The organism is Myxococcales bacterium, assembly GCA_016703425.1.
In the GTDB taxonomy this organism is placed as follows: Bacteria; Myxococcota_A; Polyangia; order Polyangiales; family Polyangiaceae; genus JADJCA01.
Window position 1 is genome coordinate 419,412 of the sequence record JADJCA010000001.1, and the last position, 21,604, is coordinate 441,015.

Below are 21,604 nucleotides of genomic sequence, written 5' to 3' on the forward strand. Positions count from 1 at the left end.
TCGTTAGAAGTCAACGGAGCGCCCGCGCATACTCCTCGTATTCAGCGAGGGCATCCTTGAGCCGTTCGAGCGCGTACCGCATGCGACTCTTGATCGTGTTTTCGGGCACCCCAACGAGATCGGCAATCTCCTTGAAGGGCAGGTTGGCAACCTCGCGCAAGAGAAAGACTTCCTTCTGGTCTTCGGGAAGTCGGTCGACGGCCGCCGCGATGCGGACCTTGAGCTCGTTGCCGGTCGCCTCGCGCTCGACGCTCGCCTTCGTATCGGGAGTGCGCTCCCCGAGCGTGGGGCCGTCGTCGTCTTCGCCCCGTTCGTCGAGCGAGGGGTGTCGCCGATGCGCCCGCTTGCGAATCTGGTCGATGCACAGGTTCCGCGCGATCGTGTAGAGCCAGGTCGAAAATCTCGCCTCGTGTTTGAAGTCCGCGGCGCTCTGGACGACCCGCACAAACGCGTCCTGTACGACTTCTTCCGCGGCCGGTTCGGAACGCAGCTGCCGCAGAGCAAAATGGAAGAGGGGCCCCTGGTGTTTCCGCACGAGCTGCCCAAAGGCGCTCTGGTCCCCCCTCTGGTAGCGCTCCATGAGCGCCTCGTCGGACACCTCGGTCATCGAGTGTCCCACACGCGGTGGCCGGCACACGAGGCGGCACGGCGTCGCGCAGGTGACTGGAATAACGAGGCCTTACGCTCACCCCATGACTGACGTTCGAGGGAGACCAAAGATCTGCCCCCGCACGCGTGTCCCTGCAGGTTTTGCCCGCCGAGGCGCCACGCTAGCTGCGCGGCCGGTGCGCTGACGCCCGAGTGCATTGCCATAGGACCCACTTGCCCCGCCTTTCGTGGCCCTCGAACACCCCAGGCAGCGGCGGTTCACTCTATCCGCTTTTGCGCTCCCGCCGGGAACCGAAAGCGACCGCCGGGCCGACTGACGGCGACAGAGACTGACTGGGGGGGGGGCCACCAATCCCCGTTGCAAGTCCGCCGCCTTGACCACTACACTTCCGCCCAGCTCGCCACCTGGCGACAACCGAGCGTACGAGCCGCTGGCGTACTTGCTTTCTGCAAGGGGACTTCGATGCGACGTGGCGTGGTGACATCTTTCGCCTTTGTGCTCTCGGCCGTCTTGGTGACCGGAGTCGCCGCAAACTCCATCGCGCAGACGAAGGGAGCCGGTGACAAGCCCGCTGCTGCACCGGCGGCCGCGAAGCCCGCAGCGACACCAAAGCCTGCGGCAAAGCCCGCGGCGAAAGACACGAAGCCGACCGCCAAAGCGGCAGACGCGGGTGCGCCCGTTGCCGCGACCGCGGCGACGCCGACCGGCGACGCCGGCGCAACGGCGACAGCGGCCGCCGCGCCTGCCACGCCGCTGGCCGCACCGTCAATGGACGGCTCGACGTACGCGGTGCGCCTCAGAGATCTCGAGTCGCGTGTCGACGAGCTCAAGGATCAGATCCGTCGCAGCCACACGCGGCTCGCGCTCTTGTCCGACACGATCATGACGGGCGGCATCGCCGGCTCCCGCGCAGAGATCGTCTTCAAGAACGAGATGTCGAGCGCGTTCAAGCTCGTTCGTGCGTCGCTGACGCTCGACGGCGCGATGCAATACAACCGGCAAGACGACACCGGCGCTCTCGCCGAACAAAAAGAGATTCCCGTCTTCACCGGCTCGGTGCCCGCCGGCGATCACACGATCGGTGTAAAGCTCACGTTTCAAGGAAACGGCTACGGCGTCTTCACCTACCTGAAGAGCTACCGCTGGGACGTGCCTGGTAACCACTCCTTTACGGCCGTCGAAGGCAAGACGATGCACATCATCGTAACGGCGCTCGAGAAGGGTGGCGTTACGACGCCGCTCAACGAACGGCCCGCCCTCCAATGGGAAGAGAAGGTGCAAGCGCTCGGGGCCGGACCAACGGCCGCTGCCACGCCGGCATCAGGCGGCGGCGCATCGGGTAGCGTCAATGCCGGCGCCGGCGGCGCGTCGGGCGGATTCTCGATCGGAGGGGGGACGAAGTGACAACGCGATCGCGTCTCGTGAAAGCGAGAAGGCGGCGCGCAAAGGGAACCGACGGGCAAGACCGCACGTCGGCTCGCCACGCCTTCGCCCGCCTCGGCGCGTGGGGTGTGGGTCTCTTGGCCGTCGTTCAATCCAGTCCCGCGTGGGCCGGGCCCGAAGAGAGCGCGTCAACCGCGCAGTCTGAGGTCATGGCGGCGGACCGTGAGTCAGGCTCCGTGCAGGCCACGGTCCGCAGCACGCAAGCTCAGCTGGTCACCGTCGAGCAGCGCCTCGCCAACGGCGAGATCCTCTACCGCACGGCCATCGCGACGAGCGACCCCGGCCGCCGGCGCGGCGACCTCGATCGCGCGCAGCTCGTCTTCAGCGAGATCATCGAAGGGTTCCCCGACACCCGTTCGGCGCCCGACGCCATGTTCCTTCGCGGCGAAACCTACTACGCCGCGGGCGAATACCTCTCGGCGCGTCGGGACTATCGCACCATCGTCGAGCGGCAGAATGACGGCAGCTACTCGCCGTTTGCGGGGCGAGCCGTCGCGCGACTCATCGACGTCGCGATTCGTCTCCAGGACTTCGCGAGCCTCGACGACATTTTTCAAAAGCTGAACCAGGTGCCGCCTTCGCAGGTCGACGCCGCGCTCACCTACGCCAAGGGCAAGGCGTACTACTTCAAGAAGGACTACGCGAACGCCAACCAGGCGCTCTCGCAGGTTGGCGTCGGAACGCTCTACGGTCACCAGGCTCGCTACTTTCAGGGCCTGCTGCGCATGCGCGAGTCGAAGCCCGATCCGGCAGCGACGGGCGCGCGCGTTCCCCCGAACTACCGGAGCGCCGTCGAGGCGTTCCGCGCGGTCACCGACCTCGCACCCGACACGGCGGAGCACCGCCACGTCATCGATCTCTCCTGGATGGCCATCGGGCGCCTCTTCTACGAGATGGAGCAGTACCAGCAAGCGGCTGACGCCTACCAACGCGTGGCGCGCGAATCGCCCGAGTTCGGGACCATGCTCTACGAGCTCGCCTGGGTCTTCGTCCGCATGGGCGACGTCCAGCGAGCCGAACGCGCCCTCGAGGTCCTCGCCATCAGCGATCCCGAGTCCTCTTTCGTTGGTGACGGCACGCTCCTTCGCGCCGACCTCCTCCTCCGAGCGGGCGCGTTCGACAAGGCGCTGGAGCTCTACCTCAAGGTTCGCGACGAATTCGAGCCGACGCGCGCGAAGCTCGACACCTTTCTAGCCACGACGACCGACCCCGCGGTTTTCTACGAGAAGATCTCCAAGCAGCAGCTCGACGCGCTCGACCAGAGCGAACAGCTTCCGCCGATCACGCTCAAGTGGGCGCGCGAGATGGAAGACGGGCCTGCGGCCTTCCGGATCATCGACGACATCAACGAGTGCAAGCAGCTCATCCGCTCGTCGGAGCTCGTCGAAAAGCTCATCACGGTCATCAACTCGCCGAGTCGCATTCGCGCCTTTCCCGAGTTGAAGGCCGGCGAACAGCAGGCCGTCGGCCTCCTCAACCGGATTGCGAAAGCTCGCCTTGAGCTTGCGAAGGCGCTCGACGGCGTTGAGCCGGCGCAGATGTCTGGCGAGATTGAATCGGTGCGCGCTCAGCGACGCCAGTTCATGGCGAGCGTCGGACAAATGCCGGTCCTCTCTGCTGAGTTCGAGCAACGTGACGCCGCTGGCATGAAGCAGTGGAACACCGTCTCGCAAGAGCTCTCAAGGCGGCTCCTCGAGATGGACCGGCTTCAGGCCGTCGCCAACGGCCTCCGGCGAATTCTGCGCGAAGACGCCCAGCGCGGCGTGACGCGTGATGCGCAGTCGGTGCAGCGATTCCAGGCCGAGATCGAGGCGAACGAGAAGCAGCTCAAGGTCTTTCGCGAGCAAGCGGCAGACCTTCGCAGACAGATCGAAATCGGTCGCGCTCAGGTCGGCCTCGGCGACGCGCGGTACCAGAGCGACGGCACGGCGCGCGCGTCGTTCCGCGACTCCTTCGACCGCGAGGTGCAGCTCGCGCAGCAAGGGCAGGCGGGGGCCGAGGCGCAACGATATGCGTCGCGCGTTTGGCCGATCCTCGTCCAGGCGCGCGCCGTTGAGGACCGACTCACCCAAGCGTTCATCGACCTGGAGAAGCAAGTCGAAGGGCGCGTCGCTGAGCTGAAGGGCAAGGTTGACGCCGAACGCGTCAAGCTCGGCGGCTACCAGGGTGACCTCCTCAAGCTCGACGGGGAGGCCAAAGACCTCGTCGGCAGGGTTGCTCAGCGCAACTTCCTCCTGGTCCGGGACAAGGTACGCAGCATCGTGCTGCGCTCTGACGTCGGCATTACGGAACAGGCCTGGGAGGTTCGTGAAGAGGAGCTCGAGCGCGTTCGTACGCTTCAAACGGAACGAGCTCGCCAAGAGCAGATCCTCGATGAGGAGCTGCGCGAAGTCCTCGACGATTCGGGCGACGCGCCGAAGTAGGCGGCCGCTGCGGCGGCGCCTTTCGCGACACTGTTTTCATCTCTCTCAAGGGACATCGAGATGACCTTCTCTTCCAAGTGGCTCACGATCTCAGGCAGCACGACGGCGCTCGTGCTCGCCCTCAGCGTGTCCTCGTCGGCGCAACAGCCGACGGCGCCCGCGACGACTTCGGCTCCAAAAGCAGCCGCCGACGCGGGGAGTGCCGCGGCGCCCACGTCAGCGACGTCTTCCACGGCGAGCGGAGACGCAGGTGCCACGACGCAGGCGACGCCCGCGTCCACCGCGACGGGACCGGTGGCGCGCAAGTCGTTGCCGCCGCCGCCGCCCCCCTCGGCGCAGCAGCGACAGGCGCTCGACTCGATGAAGCTCGAGGCCGACGCCTTCGAAAAGGGCGCGAAGGGCTACCGCGACGCGATCACGTCGATCATCAAGCTCCATTACGAGACCAAGAAGCGCGAGGTCCTCTCGGGGCTCGACAAGGAGATCGTCGTCGAGAAGGGCGAGCTCCGAAAGGCGCGCGACAACGCCATCAAGCGCCTCGAAGAGTTCATCGAGAAATACAAGGGCGACGCGGCGCATCCGGAAGCCACCCCGGATGCCATGTACCGCCTCGCGGCTCTCTATGAGGAGAAGGCTCGCTCGGAGGACTCGTCGCTCGATCTCTCCATTGGCCTCCGGCCTGCCCTTGGCCTCTACAAGCGGATCATCAACGAGTTTCCCAAGTATCGCGAGCTCGCGGGCGTCTTCTACTTCCTCGGCCACGCTTACAACGACTCGGGGCGCACCGACGAGGCCCAGCAGGTCTGGCGCTCGCTCGTCTGCCACAACAAGTACGCGTACCCGACGCCGCCGGACCCGAAGAAGCCGGACGCGGACACCGTCGTCCCGATGCCTCAAGACAACACCGAAGCCTATTGGACCGCGTGGCGCTCGCGTTTTCCCGACCCGAAGGCCCTCAAGAAGGGCGGGCCCGACACCAAGTACACCGAGGTCTACGCGAACGACTGCGAACACGTGGCCCAGTCCGCGCTTCGCCCCGGCGAGGAGCCGAAGTACGTCGCGGAGGTCTGGTGGCAGATCGGCAACTGGGAGTTCGACCAGCTCGACCTGCGTGCCGGCGTGGTTCGCGACGAGCCGAACGCCGTCTTCGCGTTCAACCGCGCCGCGAGCGCGTACCAACACGCGCTCCAGTTCCGCAAGCCACCGCTCTACGGGTCTCGCTCTACAAGTACGCATGGACGCTCTTCAAGCAGCAGCGCTACTCGGCCGCGACCGCTGAGTTCGTGAGGCTCTTGCTCTACACCGACGAGCAGCAAAAGCTGACGGGCGATCCCGGCGCCGACTTCCGCAACGAGGCCTACACATACATCGCAGGCTCGTTGACGGTCATCGACTTCAAAGGGCCCCGACCCGGAGGACCCGTACATCCAGCGGCCCGACATCATCGACACCGAGCCCCGGCCGGAAGTCGCTGAGCAAAAGCTTCGTGTCGCGCTCGATCGCGTCAAGGACCCGGCCCTCATCCCGCAGGATAAGGCCTGGACCATCGAGATCTACAAATCGTTGGCGCAGGAGTTCCGAAGCCTCAACCAGTTCAAGAACGCCGTTGAGACCTACGAGCTGATCCTCTCCAAGTGGCCCATGGACCCGACGGCGCCGGCCGTTCACAACGCCATCGCCGAGACCTACGACCAGATGGCCATCACCAAGCGGCCGGGAACGCCCGAGCACGACGCCATCTCCGGCAAGGCGCTCGAAGCGCGCACCAAGCTCGCCAACTACATCGGCAACACGCCGTGGGTCGACGCCAACAAGGAGAACCCTGCGGCGATCCAGAATGCTGAGCGCCTCGTCCGCGGCGGACTCCGTCAGGCTGCGGCACAGCACACCAACAACGGCCGCCAAGCCCTCGTGGCCGCCAACGAGACCGGCGATCCGAAGCAGCAGATCGAGCTCTTGAATCGTGCTGGTGCAGAGTACAAGCTCGCGGCGCTCGGCTGGCAGGGGTACCTGAAGCAGGACGAGAACGCGCCCGACGCGTACGAGAGTCGCTATTGGCTCGCCGACTCTCGCCACAAGCAGGTCCGCATCACCGTTCTCCTGAACAAGGTGGGCAAGGGCTTCCCCGAACCGACCGTCAAGGAGGTCGAGGACGCCAAGGCTGCCGCCATCGACGTCCGTGACTCCAACGAGGACGACAAGTACCTCGACAACGCCGCCTTCTTCGTGGTCGAAGAGGCGGACATCCTCCGCGACCTCGAATACAAGCGCTTCGAAGATTCCAAGGGGACATCCGGTGTCGCCAAGCGCGACCAGGTCCGCTTTGACGCGGAAGGCCCCGATCGCAAGGTCGTCAAGGACGCCGTTCCTCCCGTGGTCTTGACGAGCATGCAGGCGCGCGACGAATACGTCAGCCGCGTTCCTCAGCAACTCGACGCGCAGAAGCGCGGCATCGAATACCAGTTCTATTCGGCTGACATGTACTTCGTGTACGGGCAATTCGACGAGGCGCGCGCCCGCTTCGAGCCCATGTACAAGGAGAACTGCGGCAAGAACGAGTACGGGTACAAGGCCTGGGAAAAGCTCATCAGCATGAGCAACATGATGCGAGACAGCGAACGCTCGCGTCAGCTCGCCGAGGCCGAGAAGGAGAAGAGCTGCGCCGTCAACGAGGAGCAGAAGGCCTCGGGCGGGCTCATCATCAACCCGACCTTGCAGGAAGCCGCGTACATCAAGGCCCGCGAGAAGTTCAAGCAGGCCAAGGACGCGAAGCCGGGACCCGAGCGCGACAAGCTCTGGCGCGAAGCGGCGGGCATGTACGAAGCGGCGCTCTCGGCGGCACCGGCCCGTGACGAGGCGCCGGAGGCGGCCATGAACGCGGCCTACGCGTACAAGCAGGTGGGCGAGTTCAACAAGGCCATCGAGCTCTACAACAAGTTCATCGCTGAGTACGGCAGCGAGACGCGTCTTCAGACGCTCCAGAAGGGCGATGCAAAGGCGAAGACCGCTCCCGACCCGAAGCGCTACCAAGAGCGTCTGGGTTTCCTCGCGACGGCCTACGACGAACTCGGAACCACGTACTACGGCTTCTTCAACTACCAGAGGGCCGCGGAGACCTACGACAAGGTCGCCGGGAACGAGCGCTTCGACGACGCCCGTCGCAAGACGGCCGCGAAGAACGCCATGATCCTCTACGCCAACATGGCGCAGCGCGAGAAGATGCGTGGACAATACAACATCTTCCTAAAGCTTCGCCCAACGGCGGAGGAGAAATCGAACGCCGACTTCCTCGTCGCCAACTACGACTACGCGCAGTGGAACCCCGCCGGCGGTGACGCTGGGCAGAACCGGCAATCGCGACTCGCGGCCCAACAGTCGCTGGCGGGCTTCTTCAACCTCAACAAGGCGAACGCGTCAGCGTCGAAGTACGTGCTGCAGGCCGCCTACCAGAACGCCAAGATGCAGCGCTCGGCGGGCGACGCCGGCTACCGCACTTGGTACAAGAACACGATCGCGGCTTGGGAGACGTTCAAGTCGCGCGGCACCACGACGAAAGACGGCAAGAACGAGGCGCTCACGCCGCCCTTCGCGGACTACCCCGCGGAAGCGGAGTTCGTGTTGGCAGACGAAGAAATCCGCGCCAAATACGAGACCGACCGCCACAAGTACGTCGGGTCCACGGAAGACGTCATCGGCAAGTTCGACCCGAAGACCGGCCAGGTGCAGAAGCCCGGTCGGTACCAGACGAACGCCAAAGACGCGGAGAAGTACGACAAGGAGCTTCAACACGTCGTCTCCACGTATCCGAGCGTCGAGTGGGTGCCGGCCGCCATCGCGCGGCAGGGGGCCCTCTTCGACTCGCTCCGCACCGGACTCTTCAACTCCGTTCCCCCGGCCGTGAAGCTGTTCTCGCCGGAGCAGGAGCGGATCTTGAAGCAGATGGAGAACAGCGGTCGCGACGACCTCGCCGACAAGGCCGACCAACTGCGCGAGACCATCCGTGAGGGTTGGCGAAAGAAGCGCGACAACGAATTGGCGGCGTCGGACGAGATCATGGTTCGTCGGTATGCGACGGCCGTCGCGCTTGCGCGCCAGTACAACGTCAAGAACGCGGCCGTGACCCACGCCATCGGACGCCTGGCTTACTTCACGGACCTCATCGGGGACGCGAAGCTTGGCGAGTACGTCACCAAGACCATCGACCCCAACGACCCTTCAAAGTCCAAGAAGCTCGACTACCGTCCTGGTCAGTACCTCCAATCGCGCCCGGGGCTTCCCCAGGTGGCGGCACCCTCGGGGGCAGCCGACCCGCTGCCCATCGCGCCTTGACGCATCGCACCTTCATTCGGATGTCCACCCATCGCGCCCGCGCGGCGCTCGCTTGAGAACGACGAGGAACCGATGCGCCACGCGCTACGCACAAGCCTCCTGCTGATTGCCTCCTCCATGTCTGCCGCCGGTGCCTTCGCCGGTTGCGGTGGCGATCCGCAAGAGGTGAAGTACCCCACGACCGACGCCGGCGGTGCCGCGGTGGTTCGACCGGCGGACTCGAGCGGCCAGTCGGCCGTGGTAGGAGAGACCGCCGGCGGCGGGGGGACCGGCCTCACGGGCGCCGCCCGCGAAGCCTACGACCGCGGCTGGAAGGCGTGGCTGTCGGGTGACCTTGCTACAGCAAAGGCATCCTTCACCGAGGCGGCGCAGAAGGCCCCGACGAACCCCGCGCCGCAACACTCGCTGGGTGTGGTCCTCGAGCGGCTAGGGGAGACGGCGGGGGCCCAACAGGCCTACCGCGCGGCGTTTTCCGCGAAGCCCGATCACGAGCCCTCCGCGAGCGCGTTCGCACTGTCGTTGGCGCGATCGGGCCACGGCGGCGAAGCCGACACCTTCCTGACGGACCGCAACAACAAGCAGAAGGATAACCCGCGCGTTCTCACCTGCCTGGCCGAGGTGAAGTCGCTCGCCAAGGACAGCGCGACGGCCCAGCAGCTCGCGCAAGAAGCGTTGCGCATCAACCCCGACTACAAAGAGGCGATGGTCGTCATCGCGCGCGATCACTACCGTGCGGGCCGCATCGATCTGGCCAAATATGCGCTCCAGGCGATCCTCGATGGCTTCGGCGATTCCAGCCCGCCGCGCGACAAGGGCAACGCGGAGGCGCACCTCTTGCGGGGGATCATCGGTCGCGAGCAAGGTCAACGGCTCGCGGCGATGCGCGACTTCGAAGCGGCCAAGGCCAAGCGACCGGACCTTGTCGAGGCGCAGATCCAAGCCGGTGCGATGAAGCTCGAAGCTGGCAACGTCACCGAAGCGCTGCCGATGCTCGAGACGGCGGCACGCTACGCCCCCAAGAGCGCCATCGCGCATCTCAACCTCGGTGACGCGTACCGCCTGTCGACGCGTACCGACGACGCGAAGAAGGAGTTCGACACAGCGTTGTCGCTGGATTCGAGCTTGGCGGCGGCGCACTACAACATGGGCCTCATGTACCTCTTCGCGCCCAACATGCCCGGCATGACGTCGGACCAGCAGGTGACCTCCGCCATTCGTGAGTTCGAGACCTACAAGACCATGAAGGGCCGGGCGCCGGGCGGTGCAGAAGACGTCGACGAACTTCTCAACCGCGCCAAGCAGAAGCAGGCCGAGCTGAAGCTTGGGTCCTCGGCGGCCGCAGCCCCGCCTGCCGGTGCGAAGCCAGCCCCTGCCGGCTCAAGTCCGCCTCCAGAAGCAAAACCTGCCGCCGCCGCCGACGCTGGGGCCCCGAAGAAGTAAGCTGACCGAAGGAGCCATGACGATGAAGACATTTTCTTTCGCAACGGCGGCGCTCGTCGGCCTCTTCGCGAGCACGCTTGCCGAAGGCACCGCCTCGGCGCAGCAAGCCGGCCGCGTCATCACCATCGGCGAGGTCACGATTGTCGGACGCGTGCAGAAGCCGATCGCCTCCGTCGACGTGTCGAAGATTCAGGCGAAGCTGACCTTGGCGGAGCTGAGGCAGCCGTTCTTGGATCGCATCGAGCAGGCGACGCTCAAAGATCCCTTCTGATCGATCGTGTGGGCCTTCGGCGTAGCGGCGCTCGTTAGCGTTGCGTGCGTGGCCGCGGCGGCGCGCCGCCTCGTCTTCCTTCTCGACGCGTCGGCGTTCGACCCTGATCTGCTGCTCAACGCGTTGCGCGGTGACGCGGGTCAGCGTCTGGTGGGGCCCCTCGTCGATGCGATGGTCAAGGAAGGGCACGTCGCCGACGAATCGGACTTGCTGGTGGCCATCCGTTCGAACGCCGATCCGGGCATGCTTTCCGAGCACCTCCTTGAGCTCGACTACCGCTTCGAGCGCTGGGCGCGTGTGCCACGAGTATGTGCGAGCATTGCGAGCAGCACGGGGCTCCTTTTCGCGACATGGGCGATGCGCGCGGCCCTCGGCAGCGCACCGGCGCTAGGCGACGAGGCCTTCAACGGCGCCGTCGAGGCCGCCATCGGTCAGGCGCTGGCGGTCGTGGGGGTGGGCGCGGTCGGCACGATCGCGTGCATCGCCGTTGTGTACGAAGCGCGGAGGCTCGGCCGCGCACGCCGGTCGGCGTTTGATCAACTCACTCGGCGCTTGGAAGTGCTGCTCGCCCTCCCGGGGTAGTTTCCCTACAGCAGGCGCCGCCGAAGGCTCTTCTCTGCAGATGAAATCTCGTTTACTTTCCGAGCGGCGCGAGTTCATGGGAACATCGCGCGAGTCGAGGAGTCTACCTCTCGTACTCTTATCAGCCGCAAGGCCACTGGCTCCTTCGAGCCGCGACGTTGTTGATTGCACTGCGCGAGCGCGCGAAAGGTCTTCGAGATGAACGTCGGACCGCAGCCGGGAGGACAGCCGGGACGCCCCGGGCAAATGACCGCCGTCATGCGGGCGGTCATGCAACAGACCGGCCCCAAGGTGCTTCGCATCGGCCTCGTCCAAGGCGGACGAGTCGTCGAAGAGCGCATCATCAAGCAGCGCACGAGCGTCACCATCGGCGCGAGCGAAAAGGCGATGTTCGTCATCACGGCGCAGACCGTGGGACCGCAATTCAAGCTCTTCGAGCTCGTCGGCAACGACTACTACTTGAACTTCTTGGACGGCATGATGGGCCGCGTCGCGCTGCAGACCGGCATCAGCGATCTCGCGGGCCTGAAGGGGCAAGCGAAACGCGCCGGCAACGCCTACCAGGTGAAGCTCACCGAAGAGGCCCGCGGCAAAGTTGTCGTCGGCGACACGACGTTCTTGTTTCAGTTCGTCGCGCCGCCCCCGCCGCAACCGCGCCCGCAGTTGCCGCTCGCCGTCAAGGGCGGGCTCGCAAGCCAGATCGACTGGAACCTCACCATCATCGCGGCGTTCTCGTTCTTGCTCCACTTCGGGTTCATCGGCGCGATGTACTCCGACTGGCTTGACCCGGTGGTCAGCGACGACGTGTCCCTCGCGGGGCTGATCGATCAAATGCGCAACGTTCCGACGCCACCGGTGGAGACGCCGCCCGACACACCAACGTCAACGGCACCCACGGAGAAAGCGCCGGCGGCGGAAGCGCCGAAGGCCGGCGGAAAGCCCGCGGGCCCCGGTGACAAGGGCGCAGGGAAGGTGAGCGAGAAGACCGCGGCGGCGCTCTCCCAAAAAGCCGAGGCGATGGAGATGCAAATGCTCGCAGCCTTCGGCGGCGCATCGGCAGTGCAAGGCGCTCTCAACCGCAGCGACATTCCGCCGGCCGACTTGAGCGAAGCCGCGCGCTCCGGCGCCGGCGTCAGCAATACGGGCGGCGACCTGAAGCTCGGTAGCGCGGGCGGCGGGATGGTCACGCCGGGCAAAGCCGGCAACGGGCTGCAAGGCATCGGCGTCACGGGTGGTGGCGGCACTGGTGGCACGGCCGGCGCGGAAGGCGCCGTCAAAGGCCCCACCGGCGTCGCGAACATCGGGCGCGCTGAAATGAGCGTTCCCGTGGCAAACGCCGAGCGCACCGTCGCGGGGCTGCGCACGAAGTTCAAGCGCTGTTACGACAAGGGTCTTCAGAGCGACCCGTCGATGTCTGGCGCCGTCACGATCGTGACCAAGGTCTCCTCAAACGGAGAAGTCACGGCCGCCGATGCGCAGGGCAACTCGGGCCTCTCGGCCGAGGTCGTGACGTGCATCCAGCGCGCGGTGAAGGGCGCCCAATTCGAGGCACCCGGCGGCAGCGGGTCGACCATCAACATTCCGGTTAAGTTCGTGCAGCAGGGGAAGTAGCGAGTCCTGCACGGAAGTTCACGGCACACGTGACGCTCGGTAGCAAAAAGGGCCTCGTCGGTTGAACCGGCGGGGCCCTTGCTGCACCTATCCTCTGGCGAACCTTGTTGATCGGAAATCCGACAATAGTTTCCAATATCTACAATCACACCGAACAGACGTTGACACCGCAGCACCTCAGTCGATAGATTGCGTGTGCTCTAGGAGTGAACGCGTGGGTAAGTCCTGCCGCTCAGTGGGGTAGGGCTCGGAGGGTTAGATGGCGCTCGGCACCAAGCTAAAGTGGGTAGTGGCGTTTGCGGCGCTCGGGTTGGCGGCGACGCCGGCCATCGCGCAGCAGCAGACGAAATGCACCGATGATCGGCAGTGCTTTACAGGCGCTTGCGTCGACGGCGTTTGCAAGGCGACGGACGCCAAGCTGGACGTAATCACCCCCGCGAAGCTGTCGACACAGGAGCAGGTGGCCTACGGCGAACTCCTGATGCAGCGGATCGAAGGCGTTGCGGCATCCATCGGCAAACAACTGCGCGTCACCCGGGAGGGCAGGGACGTCGTCAAGAGCCTCTGCCTCAACGACAAGCTGAACCAGGTGGACGTGGCCAAGCGAACCGCCAAGGACCGGCAGGCGGCTCTCAAGGCGGCAGCTCAGGCTGCCCTGGACACGGTGAACGCGCTGCGCGCCGCACAATCCAAAGAGGTTGCGACGCACGAGTTCACCATCCTTCTCACCATTCAGCGTCGCGTCGAACAGCTGGCCTCGGAAGGCAACTCCTGCGTTGGGCAGGAGGACGCGTTCCTGGGTGTCTCGAAGGTCGTTGAGACCCGCGACAACAACCTTGCCCCGCCCTCCAGGGAGACCGAGTTCCCTCCCACTGACCCGACACTGATCACCGAAGTGCCGAAGTGCACTTCGTGCGTCCGGTAGTCGATCCCGCAGTTCACTATTGGTGATACGACGTCGCACGCGCGAACGTGTGTACCAGTCCCTTCTTCGCGTAACAGGAATGAAAACCTTCGAACTTGGCACGAGGCGGTCGTCGTTAGTTGCGGTGACCTTTGCAGTTGTTGCCCTAGGCTCTTCGCGGGCAAGCGCCCAGGAGTGGCTTAAGGACCGCCAATACCAGGAGGGGGCGGGCGTCCGAACGGGGGACTTGGAACTCCACCCGGGCTTGGGCGGCGAGGTTGGCTACGATTCGAATTACCTCTTGCGCTCGCACAAGACCGGGTTCTCGAATTCGGCGCCGACGTCCCCTGTTGAAGGGGCAGCGGTTCTCCGCATCACGCCGTCGTTGTCGCTCTCGACCTTGGGCGCGCAGCGCAAGGAGGGCGATGTTGATGTGGCGCCGCCGACCATCAAGTTCCGGATGGGACTCGCTGGTACGTACCGCCACTTCTTCGGCGCCAAGGTGATTGAAGATCAGCGGAACGTTTCGGCGAACGTCTCGGCGCGCCTTGACGTCCTGCCGGAGAAGCCGATCGGTTTCGGCGTCTTTGGCGGCTACGAGCGAACGATTCGCCCATCGACGGCGGGTAATCCCGACCTCTCGTTCAATCGCAATGATCTCTCCGCCGGCGGCGAGCTTGTCATGCAGCCCGGTGGCGGCACGCTCGATTGGCGGCTCGGGTACCAGTTCCGGGCCTCGTTGTTCGAGGACACGTTGGGTGTCCCGTACACCAACACGAATCACGAGATTTTTACGAAGGGTCGCTGGCGCTTCCGCCCGCGTACGGCGCTCCTCTACGACGCTTCGTTCCGATGGCTCAACTACTCTGAGAAGCAGCGCGCGACGACGGTCCTCAACAACGGATCGCCGACACGTGCGCGCTTGGGCCTCACGGGCCTGGTGACTCCGCGCCTCAGCTTCCTCGGCATCGCCGGTTACGGCACCACGTTCTTCGACGATGGAAAAGCTCTGACGGTTCGCCAGTTCGACAGCGTCATCGGGCAAGCGGAACTTCGCTACTTCCTCAGCGCAGCTCCGGACTCACCCGATCAGCCCGTCAGCCTCACCGTCTCTTCGGTGGCGTTGGGCTACAACCGTGACTTTCAGACGAGCTTTCTCGGCAACTATTACGGCCTTGACCGTGGTTACCTGAAGTTTGTCTACATGTTTGGCGGCCGCTTCCTGCTGAGCGCCGAAGGCGGCGTCGGCGCGATACAGTACCCCGAGGTTTTCGCGACGGGGACCAACGCGCAGGTCGCGGACAAGTTCACGGACATCCGCGCCGACGCGACGCTGTTTGGTGAGTACCGGTTCACGAGTTCGTTTGGGCTCAACACGACCCTGACCTACATCGAGAATTTCAGTAACAAGCAGCTGCCGCTTGGGACCGCTTCGCCGGGTACGGCTGGGCTCTTCGACCTGAGCTGGCGTCGGTTCGAAGCGTTCCTCGGCGCGCGCTGGTTCCTCTGAGTCTTGCTCGCAGTGCTCCGCGTTGGACTGCTGACGCTCGCCGTCGTGATGGCCGCTGGTTGCTCCGGCAACCGGCCGCCACCGCCTGAGCTGCCGCCGCTCGAGCGCAACACGACCCTCGGCCCTGGCGATCTCCTCCAGATCGATGTCGTGGGCGAGAAGGATCTGCCGCGGGAATACCAGGTTTTCTCCGACGGTTCGATCGAGTTCCCGTACCTGGACAAGGTCGCCGTGGCGGGGCAGGAGCCCCAACAGGTCGTCGAGACGATCAAGGCACGCTTGAAGGAGCAGAAGATCCTCGTCGACCCGAAGGTCACGATGATCGTCAAGCTCTACGCCTCGAAGTCGGTGAGCGTCATCGGGCAGGTGCAGAAGCCCGGGCAGATTGCGTGGTCGGAAGGCGTGACGCTCCTCAAGGCGATCTCGCAAGTGGGCGGGGTCACGCAACTCGCCAACAGCAACAGCGTGGTCCTCATTCGACGGACCAAGGACGGCCGCAGCCTGCGCGTCCTCGTGAGTCTCGACGGCATCATCGAGAACCAGCAGGCGGACATCCCGCTACAGGCTGGCGACACGATCAAGGTCGAGCAGCGCGCCTTCTGAGCGCCTTCTGAGCTGGCCTTCTGAGTTGCGCGTCTGAGTTGCCCGACAGCGACTCGACGTCGCTCTAGCGCGCGCCGCGAGGCCGATTGCAGCCGCCTGCGCGTCGGGTTACCCACGGCGCATCATGACGCTCCCGCGCTTCGACGAGAACGCCCCTCGCCCCATCGCCGAGCTCGGCGCCCAATCGGGAACGACCTTGGAGCGCCTGGTGGGCGTCATGCGACGCCTCTTGGCCGACGACGGCTGTCCCTGGGACCGCGAGCAGGACTTCGCGAGCCTCAAGCGCTACGTGCTCGAAGAAGCCTGCGAGGTGATGGACGCCATCGACACCGGCGACCGCGCGGCGCTCAAGGACGAGCTGGGTGACTTGCTCTTGCAGGTCGTCTTTCAAGCGGAGTTGGCGCGCACGGAGCGCACGTTTGCCATCGACGACGTCGTGGAAGCCATCGTGTCGAAGCTCGTTCGGCGGCATCCGCATGTCTTCGGCGACGTCGAGGCCAAGAACACCGACGAGGTCCTCTCCAACTGGGAGAAGATAAAGGTCGCCGAGAAGGGCGAGCGCGGCGTCCTGTCAGGCCTTCCGCGCAGTCTTCCAGCGTTGATGCGGGCCCAACGCGTCGGCGAGAAGGTGGCTCGCGTGGGCTTCGATTGGGACGATCGAAGCGGCTCACGAGCCAAGGTCACGGAAGAAGTTCGAGAGTTGGATGAGGCCATTCTGTCGGGTTCGCGCGAGGCCATCGAAGAGGAGCTCGGCGATGTGTTTTTCGCCCTCGTGAATCTGGCGCGCCACATCGACGTGGATGCGGAAGGCGCCTTGCGGAAGACCATCGATAAGTTCAGTCGCCGCTTCGAACACGTTGAAGCACGCGTTCGCGAGGTCCACGGCGGCTGGGGCGCCCCGGGCGAACCAAAACACCCGCTTGCGGTGCTCGATGGCTACTGGGAAGAGGCCAAGCGGCTCGAACGCAAGTAGCGCCTTTTGCGGCGCCGCGAAGGGCGCCTGGGGCCACCTGAGCGCCGGCTGCTGGGGCTAGGCAGCCGCCTGTCACCGGCCAGCGGCGCAGGCGCAGGCGCAGGCGCAGGCGCAAAAACGCGCTATACGGGCGGGAGACACGCGCCATGCCTGCTTTTACGGAAACCGCCGAAGTCCCGCCGCTCGCGCGCACGCCCGAGGAGTGGGCGCGCTTCGCGACCGCACACGGTGGGCGAACGTTCCACGGGCAGCAGATCTTTCGCTGGGTCCAGGGGCGCGCCGTGCTCGACGCGGACCGGATGACGGACCTCCCGGGAAAGCTGAGGGACGCGGTCCGTGAGCTGGTGCTCCCCACCGTCGTCACGGTGCGCGACGTTCGCCGCGCCGCCGACGCGACAAGGAAGCTCCTCGTAGCGATGGCTGACGGCGCCACCGTCGAGACCGTGCTCATTCCCGGGGTCACGGGGGGACGCTCCTCGCTTCCATCACCGCTCGAAGGGGACGCCGACGCGGCCGCCGCGGACGAAGACGAAGACGACCCCGCCGATGCCGACGCAACGTCGGCCCCAAAAGACGACGCCGCGGTGCGCGTCACGCAGTGCATCTCGACCCAAGTCGGCTGCGCGATGGGATGTGTCTTCTGCGCGAGCGGCGTCGCCGGGCTGAAGCGGCAGATGGGCCCCGACGAGATCGTCGCCCAAGTGCTGCTCGCGAAAGCCGAGCTCGATCCGACCGAGCGGCTCAGCAACGTGGTTCTCATGGGGATGGGCGAGCCCCTCCACAACTACGAAGCTACGCGGCGCGCCCTCCGGCTCATCACGCACCGAGAGGGCATCGGCCTGTCGCGCCGCCGCGTGACCGTCTCAACGAGCGGCCTTGTTCCAGAGATCGCGCGACTCGGCGAGGACTTCGGCGGACAAATCGGGCTGGCCATCTCGCTTCACGCGACGAACGACGAGACGCGCTCGCGGCTGATGCCCATCAACAAGAAGTACCCGCTCGACGCGCTCCTTGGCGCGCTTCGGGCCTATCCGCTCCCGAAGCGGCGGCGCATCACGATCGAATACACGCTGGTCGCCGGAAAGAACGACACGCCTGGTGAGGCGCAGGCGCTCGCGCGCCTCTTGCGGGGAATCCCCGTCAAGGTGAACCTCATTCCCATGAACCCCATCGAGGCGAGCACGCTCGGCCCGCCGGACTTGACGGGCGTCCTGTCGTTTAAACGCGTCCTCGTCGACGCTGGATACTCTTGTTTCATCAGGCGCCGGCGCGGCGATGACGTGAGCGCCGCGTGCGGACAGCTCGCCTTGAGCGGCGAGAAGCGACGCGTGCGAGTCCTCCGCGACTGACGGCCAGGCGTGTATGCTCGTCGCGTTTCGGCGGACCTGCCGCAACGCTCCAAGCCATGATCCTCGACGCGCACAGGCTCGCACGGGGCCAAGCGATCTGCTTGGTGGCATCGCTCGCGCTTGTGCCTAAGGCCGCGCTTGCCGGCGGCGAGGCCGAGGGCCGCTCCGAAACGTCTGCTGCCGCTTCTCCGGTGCACACCGAGCCAGTGGCGGCCCCCGCGGGCTTTTTGCCCTATTTTCGACTCCTCGGGACGCTGCAGGGCGGCACCGGCCTTCGCTTCAACAACCCCTATCGATTGGCCACGCCGCTCGGCGACAGCGCCGAATCGGTCTCCCGCACGGCCGCCTACGTCGACGCGGGTCTTGCTGTGCTCTTCGGCGCACCCACGCTCGTGCAGCACGGTCCCGCGCTGCGCCTGTCGGTCGGCCTAGAGGGCGTGCCCGAACAAATCCTCGCCCCGTCCTACTTGGTCTGCCGTGAGGTCGGCTCCTTCCAGCCGTGCGCCCGAGTCGGTGTTCCCATCGTGCTTGCGCAAGACTCGAACGCTGGCGTCGAGGTGGGGCTGGGCGTCTCGTATTACCTTCGCGCGGGCCTCGGCGTCCTCGCGGAGGCGAACGCGAGCCTCTTTTATGGAGCCGCCACGCGAGAGGTCGCGTATCCCGCTTACCCCATCGTGTCGGGGCAGCTTGGTGTCGTCGTTTCCTACGAGGTGCTGCGATGAGCGAGGCCCCGTCCTCCGACGTGCCGAGCCTACGCTCCGTCGGTAAGCGTTCCATCGTGGCCGCCGCCCTCTTCGGCGCTCTATCGCTCGCGCCGACGGTGGGCGACATCGGCGGCTGCGGAACGGAGCCGGAGGAGCTCTCGAGCGCGCGCTACGGCCGCGCCCGTAAGAATCTCGAGTGTGAACGATGCCGCGAGTGCTCGCTCGGGTCGAATCGGTGCCGCCGGGCGTGCGACGCAAAGAAGGAGCCCGAGGTCGTGTTGCCTCAGACGTGCCGCCCGCTCGTGCACGACGGCACGGTGTGCCTTCGCGCGCTCCTCGCGCTCTCGTGCGACGAGTTTGCCGGCGCCGTCGACGACCGCGCGCCACGGACCCCCGGCGAGTGCCTCTTCTGCGTTGAGACTTCGGACGCCGGCGCCGTCTCATTTGTCACCGACGCCAGCGCTTCGGGCAGGGATTGACCGTGAAGCTCCTCGCTGTCCTCGGTGCCTTGGGGGTTGCCGCGTGGCTCGCCGCGTGCAACCCGCAGCGCTTTGTGGCGTCTCCTGATGACTACCGCGACTACCGACGGGTTCGTACGGCGCTGACTCTCGGCGGTCGGCTGCGTGCCGCCGAGGAGTACCTGAAGGCGCGGCCCAAGGGCGCCTTCGCGGACGAGCTCAAGGCGCTGTTCGACGAGGAAGAGGCGCGCTACTTCGAGACCGCCAAGACATCGCAGGGCGGAACGCTCGAATACCTGACGTTCCTGCCGAGGGGCCCGCACGCCGACGCGGCTCATTCGCTCCTCGTCGCCTGGAACATGCGCATCGAAGAGGGTGAGGGCGTCACGCTCCTCGCCGAAGCGCGGCGCACCGAAGCGCGCCTTGCGGGTGCCCAGATTCAGCGGCAACTCGTCGGCGAGACGATCTTCGAGGGGCTCAAGGCCATTGGCGATCGCGAGCTCTACAACCGCACGCGGGAGACGCTGCCGGAGCCAGCCAAGCGCTTCCTCGCAGGCTCCGGGGGCGCGACCTGGGGGCCGATGCCCATCAGCACGACGCGCGACCTCTTCTTCGTGATCCCCACCAACCTCGAGCGTGAGTCTCGCCTGGCGACGCTCACCCTCAGCCTGGTCCTTGACGGCGCGCGCGTGCGGCGTGCCCGTCTCTCGGGACCGGACCTCTACGTCCATTGGCTGGAAGCCGACGCCATGCTGGCCCTCGACCCCGCCGACCCGGCGCAACGTCGCCGCGCCAACGCTCACGCCACAGAGCGGCTGACGGGATTCTTCGAAGGCACTTTCCCCGGTGAGCGCTGTGCCGGAGCTCGTGCGGAGGCGCGCGCCGCGGAGGTGCTCCTCGAGCGGGCCTGCGACGGCTTCCGCGTCAGGGTCGCGGCCGGAACTGGGCTCGGCGACGACGACGTCATTGAGGTGGCGAGGACCACCCCCTGAGCGTCTGACGCGGTATAGTCGCGCACCGCGATGCTCCCTTACATACACGTCAAAGACCTCGCGATCGGTCCCTTGACCCTTCATCCCTTCGGCATCCTCGTCGCCCTCGGCGTAGTGCTCGGCACGTGGCTCGCGACATGGCGCGCGCGCGTGCGTGGGATGGACCTCGTGAAGCTCAACTCCTTTGTGACGTGGATGCTCGTCGCAGGCTTCATCGGCGGCCACGTCTTGGACAGCATCTTCTACCACCCGAAGCAGGTCCTGAAGGATCCGCTCTCCCTCATCCGGCTCTGGGAAGGCCTTAGCTCCTTCGGCGGCTTCACCGGTGGCGCCATCGGGATCGCCATGTGGAAGTTCCTCGAGGTGGCTCCCAAGGGCGACAAGCGCCGCGGGTTCCTCGGCCTTCGACGCCGAGCCGTGCCCGAGACGACGGTGCCGTTCATGGACGTGATCCTCTCGGTCTTTCCGGTGGCGTGGATCTTCGGCCGCAGCGGCTGCACCGTCGTGCACGACCACATGGGCGCGAAGTCCGCGCCCGGCGCCTTCCTTTCCGTGGCCTACCCAGGGCCTGGCGATCGGCCGCAATGGGACAACGCCATCGACTTCTTCCAGGGCAATACGCATCGCTACGATCTCGGCTTGATGGAGCTGTCGTTTACGATCGTGCTGGCGGCGCTCCTGGCGCTCACCTGGAAGCGGCGCCTGCCAACGGGCACGTACATCGTGGCCGTTTGCCTGTCGTACGCGCCGGTACGCTTTGCGATGGACCGGCTGCGCATCACCGAAGGCGAAGCGGCGGACCCGCGCTACCTGGGCATGACGCCAGGCCAATGGGCGTGCATCGGGCTCTTCGCCATCGGCCTCGTCACGCTCTATTGGACCCGCTCGCTTCACAAGCGTGGCATTGACCTCACCGATCGCGTGCTCGCGCCGCCGGAGACACCCGTCGGCGCAGCGCCGGCCTAGGACCGCGAGCGGCGCGATGGCCTCGGGCTACGGCGCGTGCTGAAGCAAGAGCGCGCGCATGTCGTCGGGGATCGTGATCGACTTCAGAATCGTGAGATCGCTGACGGCGCACGTGTGCACGACGGTGGCGACGTGAGCGCCGTCGCGTTTGCGAAAAAAGTCGTACTTCAGCTTCGTCGACGAGCGGCCCACGTGCGGGATTGTCACATGAAGGGTGACCTGATCGCCGTAGCGCAGCGGGCCCCGGTAGTCGACCTCCACGTGGACCGCTGGGAGGCCGATGTGTCGCTCCGTGATGAGCCGCTCGTAGCCGCCCTCGAGTGGCCCGAAGAACGCCTCCATCGCTTCGTGACAGTAGTTGAGGTAGCGCGCGAAAAAGACGATGCCCGCCGCGTCCACATCCTCGAAATGAACCTTGCGCTCGTACGCGAACATT

General features: G+C 65.8%; 19 protein-coding genes and 1 pseudogene. 18 read left to right on the plus strand and 2 right to left on the minus strand.

Annotated features, from left to right (window positions below):
- Positions 1–10 precede the first annotated feature (10 nt).
- Complete coding sequence (locus IPG50_01765; GenBank protein ID MBK6690929.1) at positions 11–607, minus strand: RNA polymerase sigma factor; 597 nt, start codon at positions 605–607, stop codon at positions 11–13.
- Between the two features lie 465 nt (positions 608–1,072).
- On the opposite strand from IPG50_01765, the gene IPG50_01770 reads away from it, so the two are divergent.
- From IPG50_01770 to IPG50_01855, 18 genes and pseudogenes are all read left to right on the plus strand, one after another.
- Positions 1,073–2,014: a hypothetical protein gene (locus IPG50_01770; protein MBK6690930.1), complete on the plus strand. Its 942-nt coding sequence runs from the start codon at positions 1,073–1,075 to the stop codon at positions 2,012–2,014.
- 17 nt (positions 2,015–2,031) lie between these two features.
- Positions 2,032–4,476 (plus strand): tetratricopeptide repeat protein, encoded by a 2,445-nt coding sequence (locus tag IPG50_01775; GenBank protein ID MBK6690931.1) that lies wholly within the window; start codon positions 2,032–2,034, stop codon positions 4,474–4,476.
- Positions 4,477–4,536: 60 nt separating this feature from the next.
- Positions 4,537–5,763 carry a hypothetical protein gene (locus IPG50_01780; GenBank protein MBK6690932.1) on the plus strand — a complete coding sequence of 409 codons (1,227 nt, stop codon included), beginning with the start codon at positions 4,537–4,539 and terminating at the stop codon, positions 5,761–5,763.
- The gene (locus IPG50_01785) at positions 5,760–5,951 is read left to right on the plus strand and encodes a hypothetical protein (GenBank protein MBK6690933.1); all 192 of its coding nucleotides are present in this window, start codon (positions 5,760–5,762) and stop codon (positions 5,949–5,951) included. The genes IPG50_01780 and IPG50_01785 overlap by 4 nt, the downstream gene beginning before the upstream one ends.
- Positions 5,952–6,039: 88 nt before the next feature.
- Positions 6,040–8,805, plus strand: coding sequence for a hypothetical protein (locus tag IPG50_01790; GenBank protein ID MBK6690934.1), 2,766 nt, complete (start codon positions 6,040–6,042; stop codon positions 8,803–8,805).
- Positions 8,806–8,922: 117 nt separating this feature from the next.
- Positions 8,923–10,245, plus strand: coding sequence for a tetratricopeptide repeat protein (locus IPG50_01795; protein MBK6690935.1), 1,323 nt, complete (start codon positions 8,923–8,925; stop codon positions 10,243–10,245).
- 91 nt (positions 10,246–10,336) lie between these two features.
- Positions 10,337–10,516, plus strand: a pseudogene (locus IPG50_01800) (hypothetical protein).
- Between the two features lie 6 nt (positions 10,517–10,522).
- Positions 10,523–11,098: a hypothetical protein gene (locus tag IPG50_01805; protein MBK6690936.1), complete on the plus strand. Its 576-nt coding sequence runs from the start codon at positions 10,523–10,525 to the stop codon at positions 11,096–11,098.
- A gap of 198 nt (positions 11,099–11,296) precedes the next feature.
- The gene (locus IPG50_01810; GenBank protein MBK6690937.1) at positions 11,297–12,709 is read left to right on the plus strand and encodes an AgmX/PglI C-terminal domain-containing protein; all 1,413 of its coding nucleotides are present in this window, start codon (positions 11,297–11,299) and stop codon (positions 12,707–12,709) included.
- A 259-nt stretch (positions 12,710–12,968) separates the two neighbouring features.
- Positions 12,969–13,634, plus strand: a complete 666-nt coding sequence (locus tag IPG50_01815; protein MBK6690938.1) for a hypothetical protein — start codon at positions 12,969–12,971, stop codon at positions 13,632–13,634.
- A gap of 79 nt (positions 13,635–13,713) precedes the next feature.
- The gene (locus tag IPG50_01820) at positions 13,714–15,123 is read left to right on the plus strand and encodes a hypothetical protein (GenBank protein MBK6690939.1); all 1,410 of its coding nucleotides are present in this window, start codon (positions 13,714–13,716) and stop codon (positions 15,121–15,123) included.
- Positions 15,124–15,126: 3 nt separating this feature from the next.
- Positions 15,127–15,726, plus strand: coding sequence for a polysaccharide export protein (locus tag IPG50_01825; GenBank protein ID MBK6690940.1), 600 nt, complete (start codon positions 15,127–15,129; stop codon positions 15,724–15,726).
- Between the two features lie 124 nt (positions 15,727–15,850).
- On the plus strand, positions 15,851–16,699 hold the full coding sequence (gene mazG, locus IPG50_01830) for a nucleoside triphosphate pyrophosphohydrolase (GenBank protein ID MBK6690941.1): 849 nt from the start codon (positions 15,851–15,853) through the stop codon (positions 16,697–16,699).
- Between the two features lie 146 nt (positions 16,700–16,845).
- A complete protein-coding gene (gene rlmN, locus IPG50_01835) occupies positions 16,846–18,048 on the plus strand; it encodes a 23S rRNA (adenine(2503)-C(2))-methyltransferase RlmN (GenBank protein ID MBK6690942.1) in 1,203 nt (400 codons plus the stop codon).
- 56 nt (positions 18,049–18,104) lie between these two features.
- Positions 18,105–18,770 (plus strand): hypothetical protein, encoded by a 666-nt coding sequence (locus tag IPG50_01840; GenBank protein MBK6690943.1) that lies wholly within the window; start codon positions 18,105–18,107, stop codon positions 18,768–18,770.
- Positions 18,767–19,231 carry a hypothetical protein gene (locus tag IPG50_01845; GenBank protein MBK6690944.1) on the plus strand — a complete coding sequence of 155 codons (465 nt, stop codon included), beginning with the start codon at positions 18,767–18,769 and terminating at the stop codon, positions 19,229–19,231. Before IPG50_01840 ends, IPG50_01845 begins: the two co-directional genes overlap by 4 nt.
- A gap of 2 nt (positions 19,232–19,233) precedes the next feature.
- Positions 19,234–20,202, plus strand: coding sequence for a hypothetical protein (locus IPG50_01850; protein MBK6690945.1), 969 nt, complete (start codon positions 19,234–19,236; stop codon positions 20,200–20,202).
- A 30-nt stretch (positions 20,203–20,232) separates the two neighbouring features.
- Positions 20,233–21,168: a prolipoprotein diacylglyceryl transferase gene (locus IPG50_01855; GenBank protein ID MBK6690946.1), complete on the plus strand. Its 936-nt coding sequence runs from the start codon at positions 20,233–20,235 to the stop codon at positions 21,166–21,168.
- 27 nt (positions 21,169–21,195) lie between these two features.
- Here the strand turns inward: IPG50_01855 and IPG50_01860 are convergent, their stop codons facing one another.
- Complete coding sequence (locus tag IPG50_01860; protein MBK6690947.1) at positions 21,196–21,603, minus strand: acyl-CoA thioesterase; 408 nt, start codon at positions 21,601–21,603, stop codon at positions 21,196–21,198.
- Position 21,604: the final 1 nt, after the last annotated feature.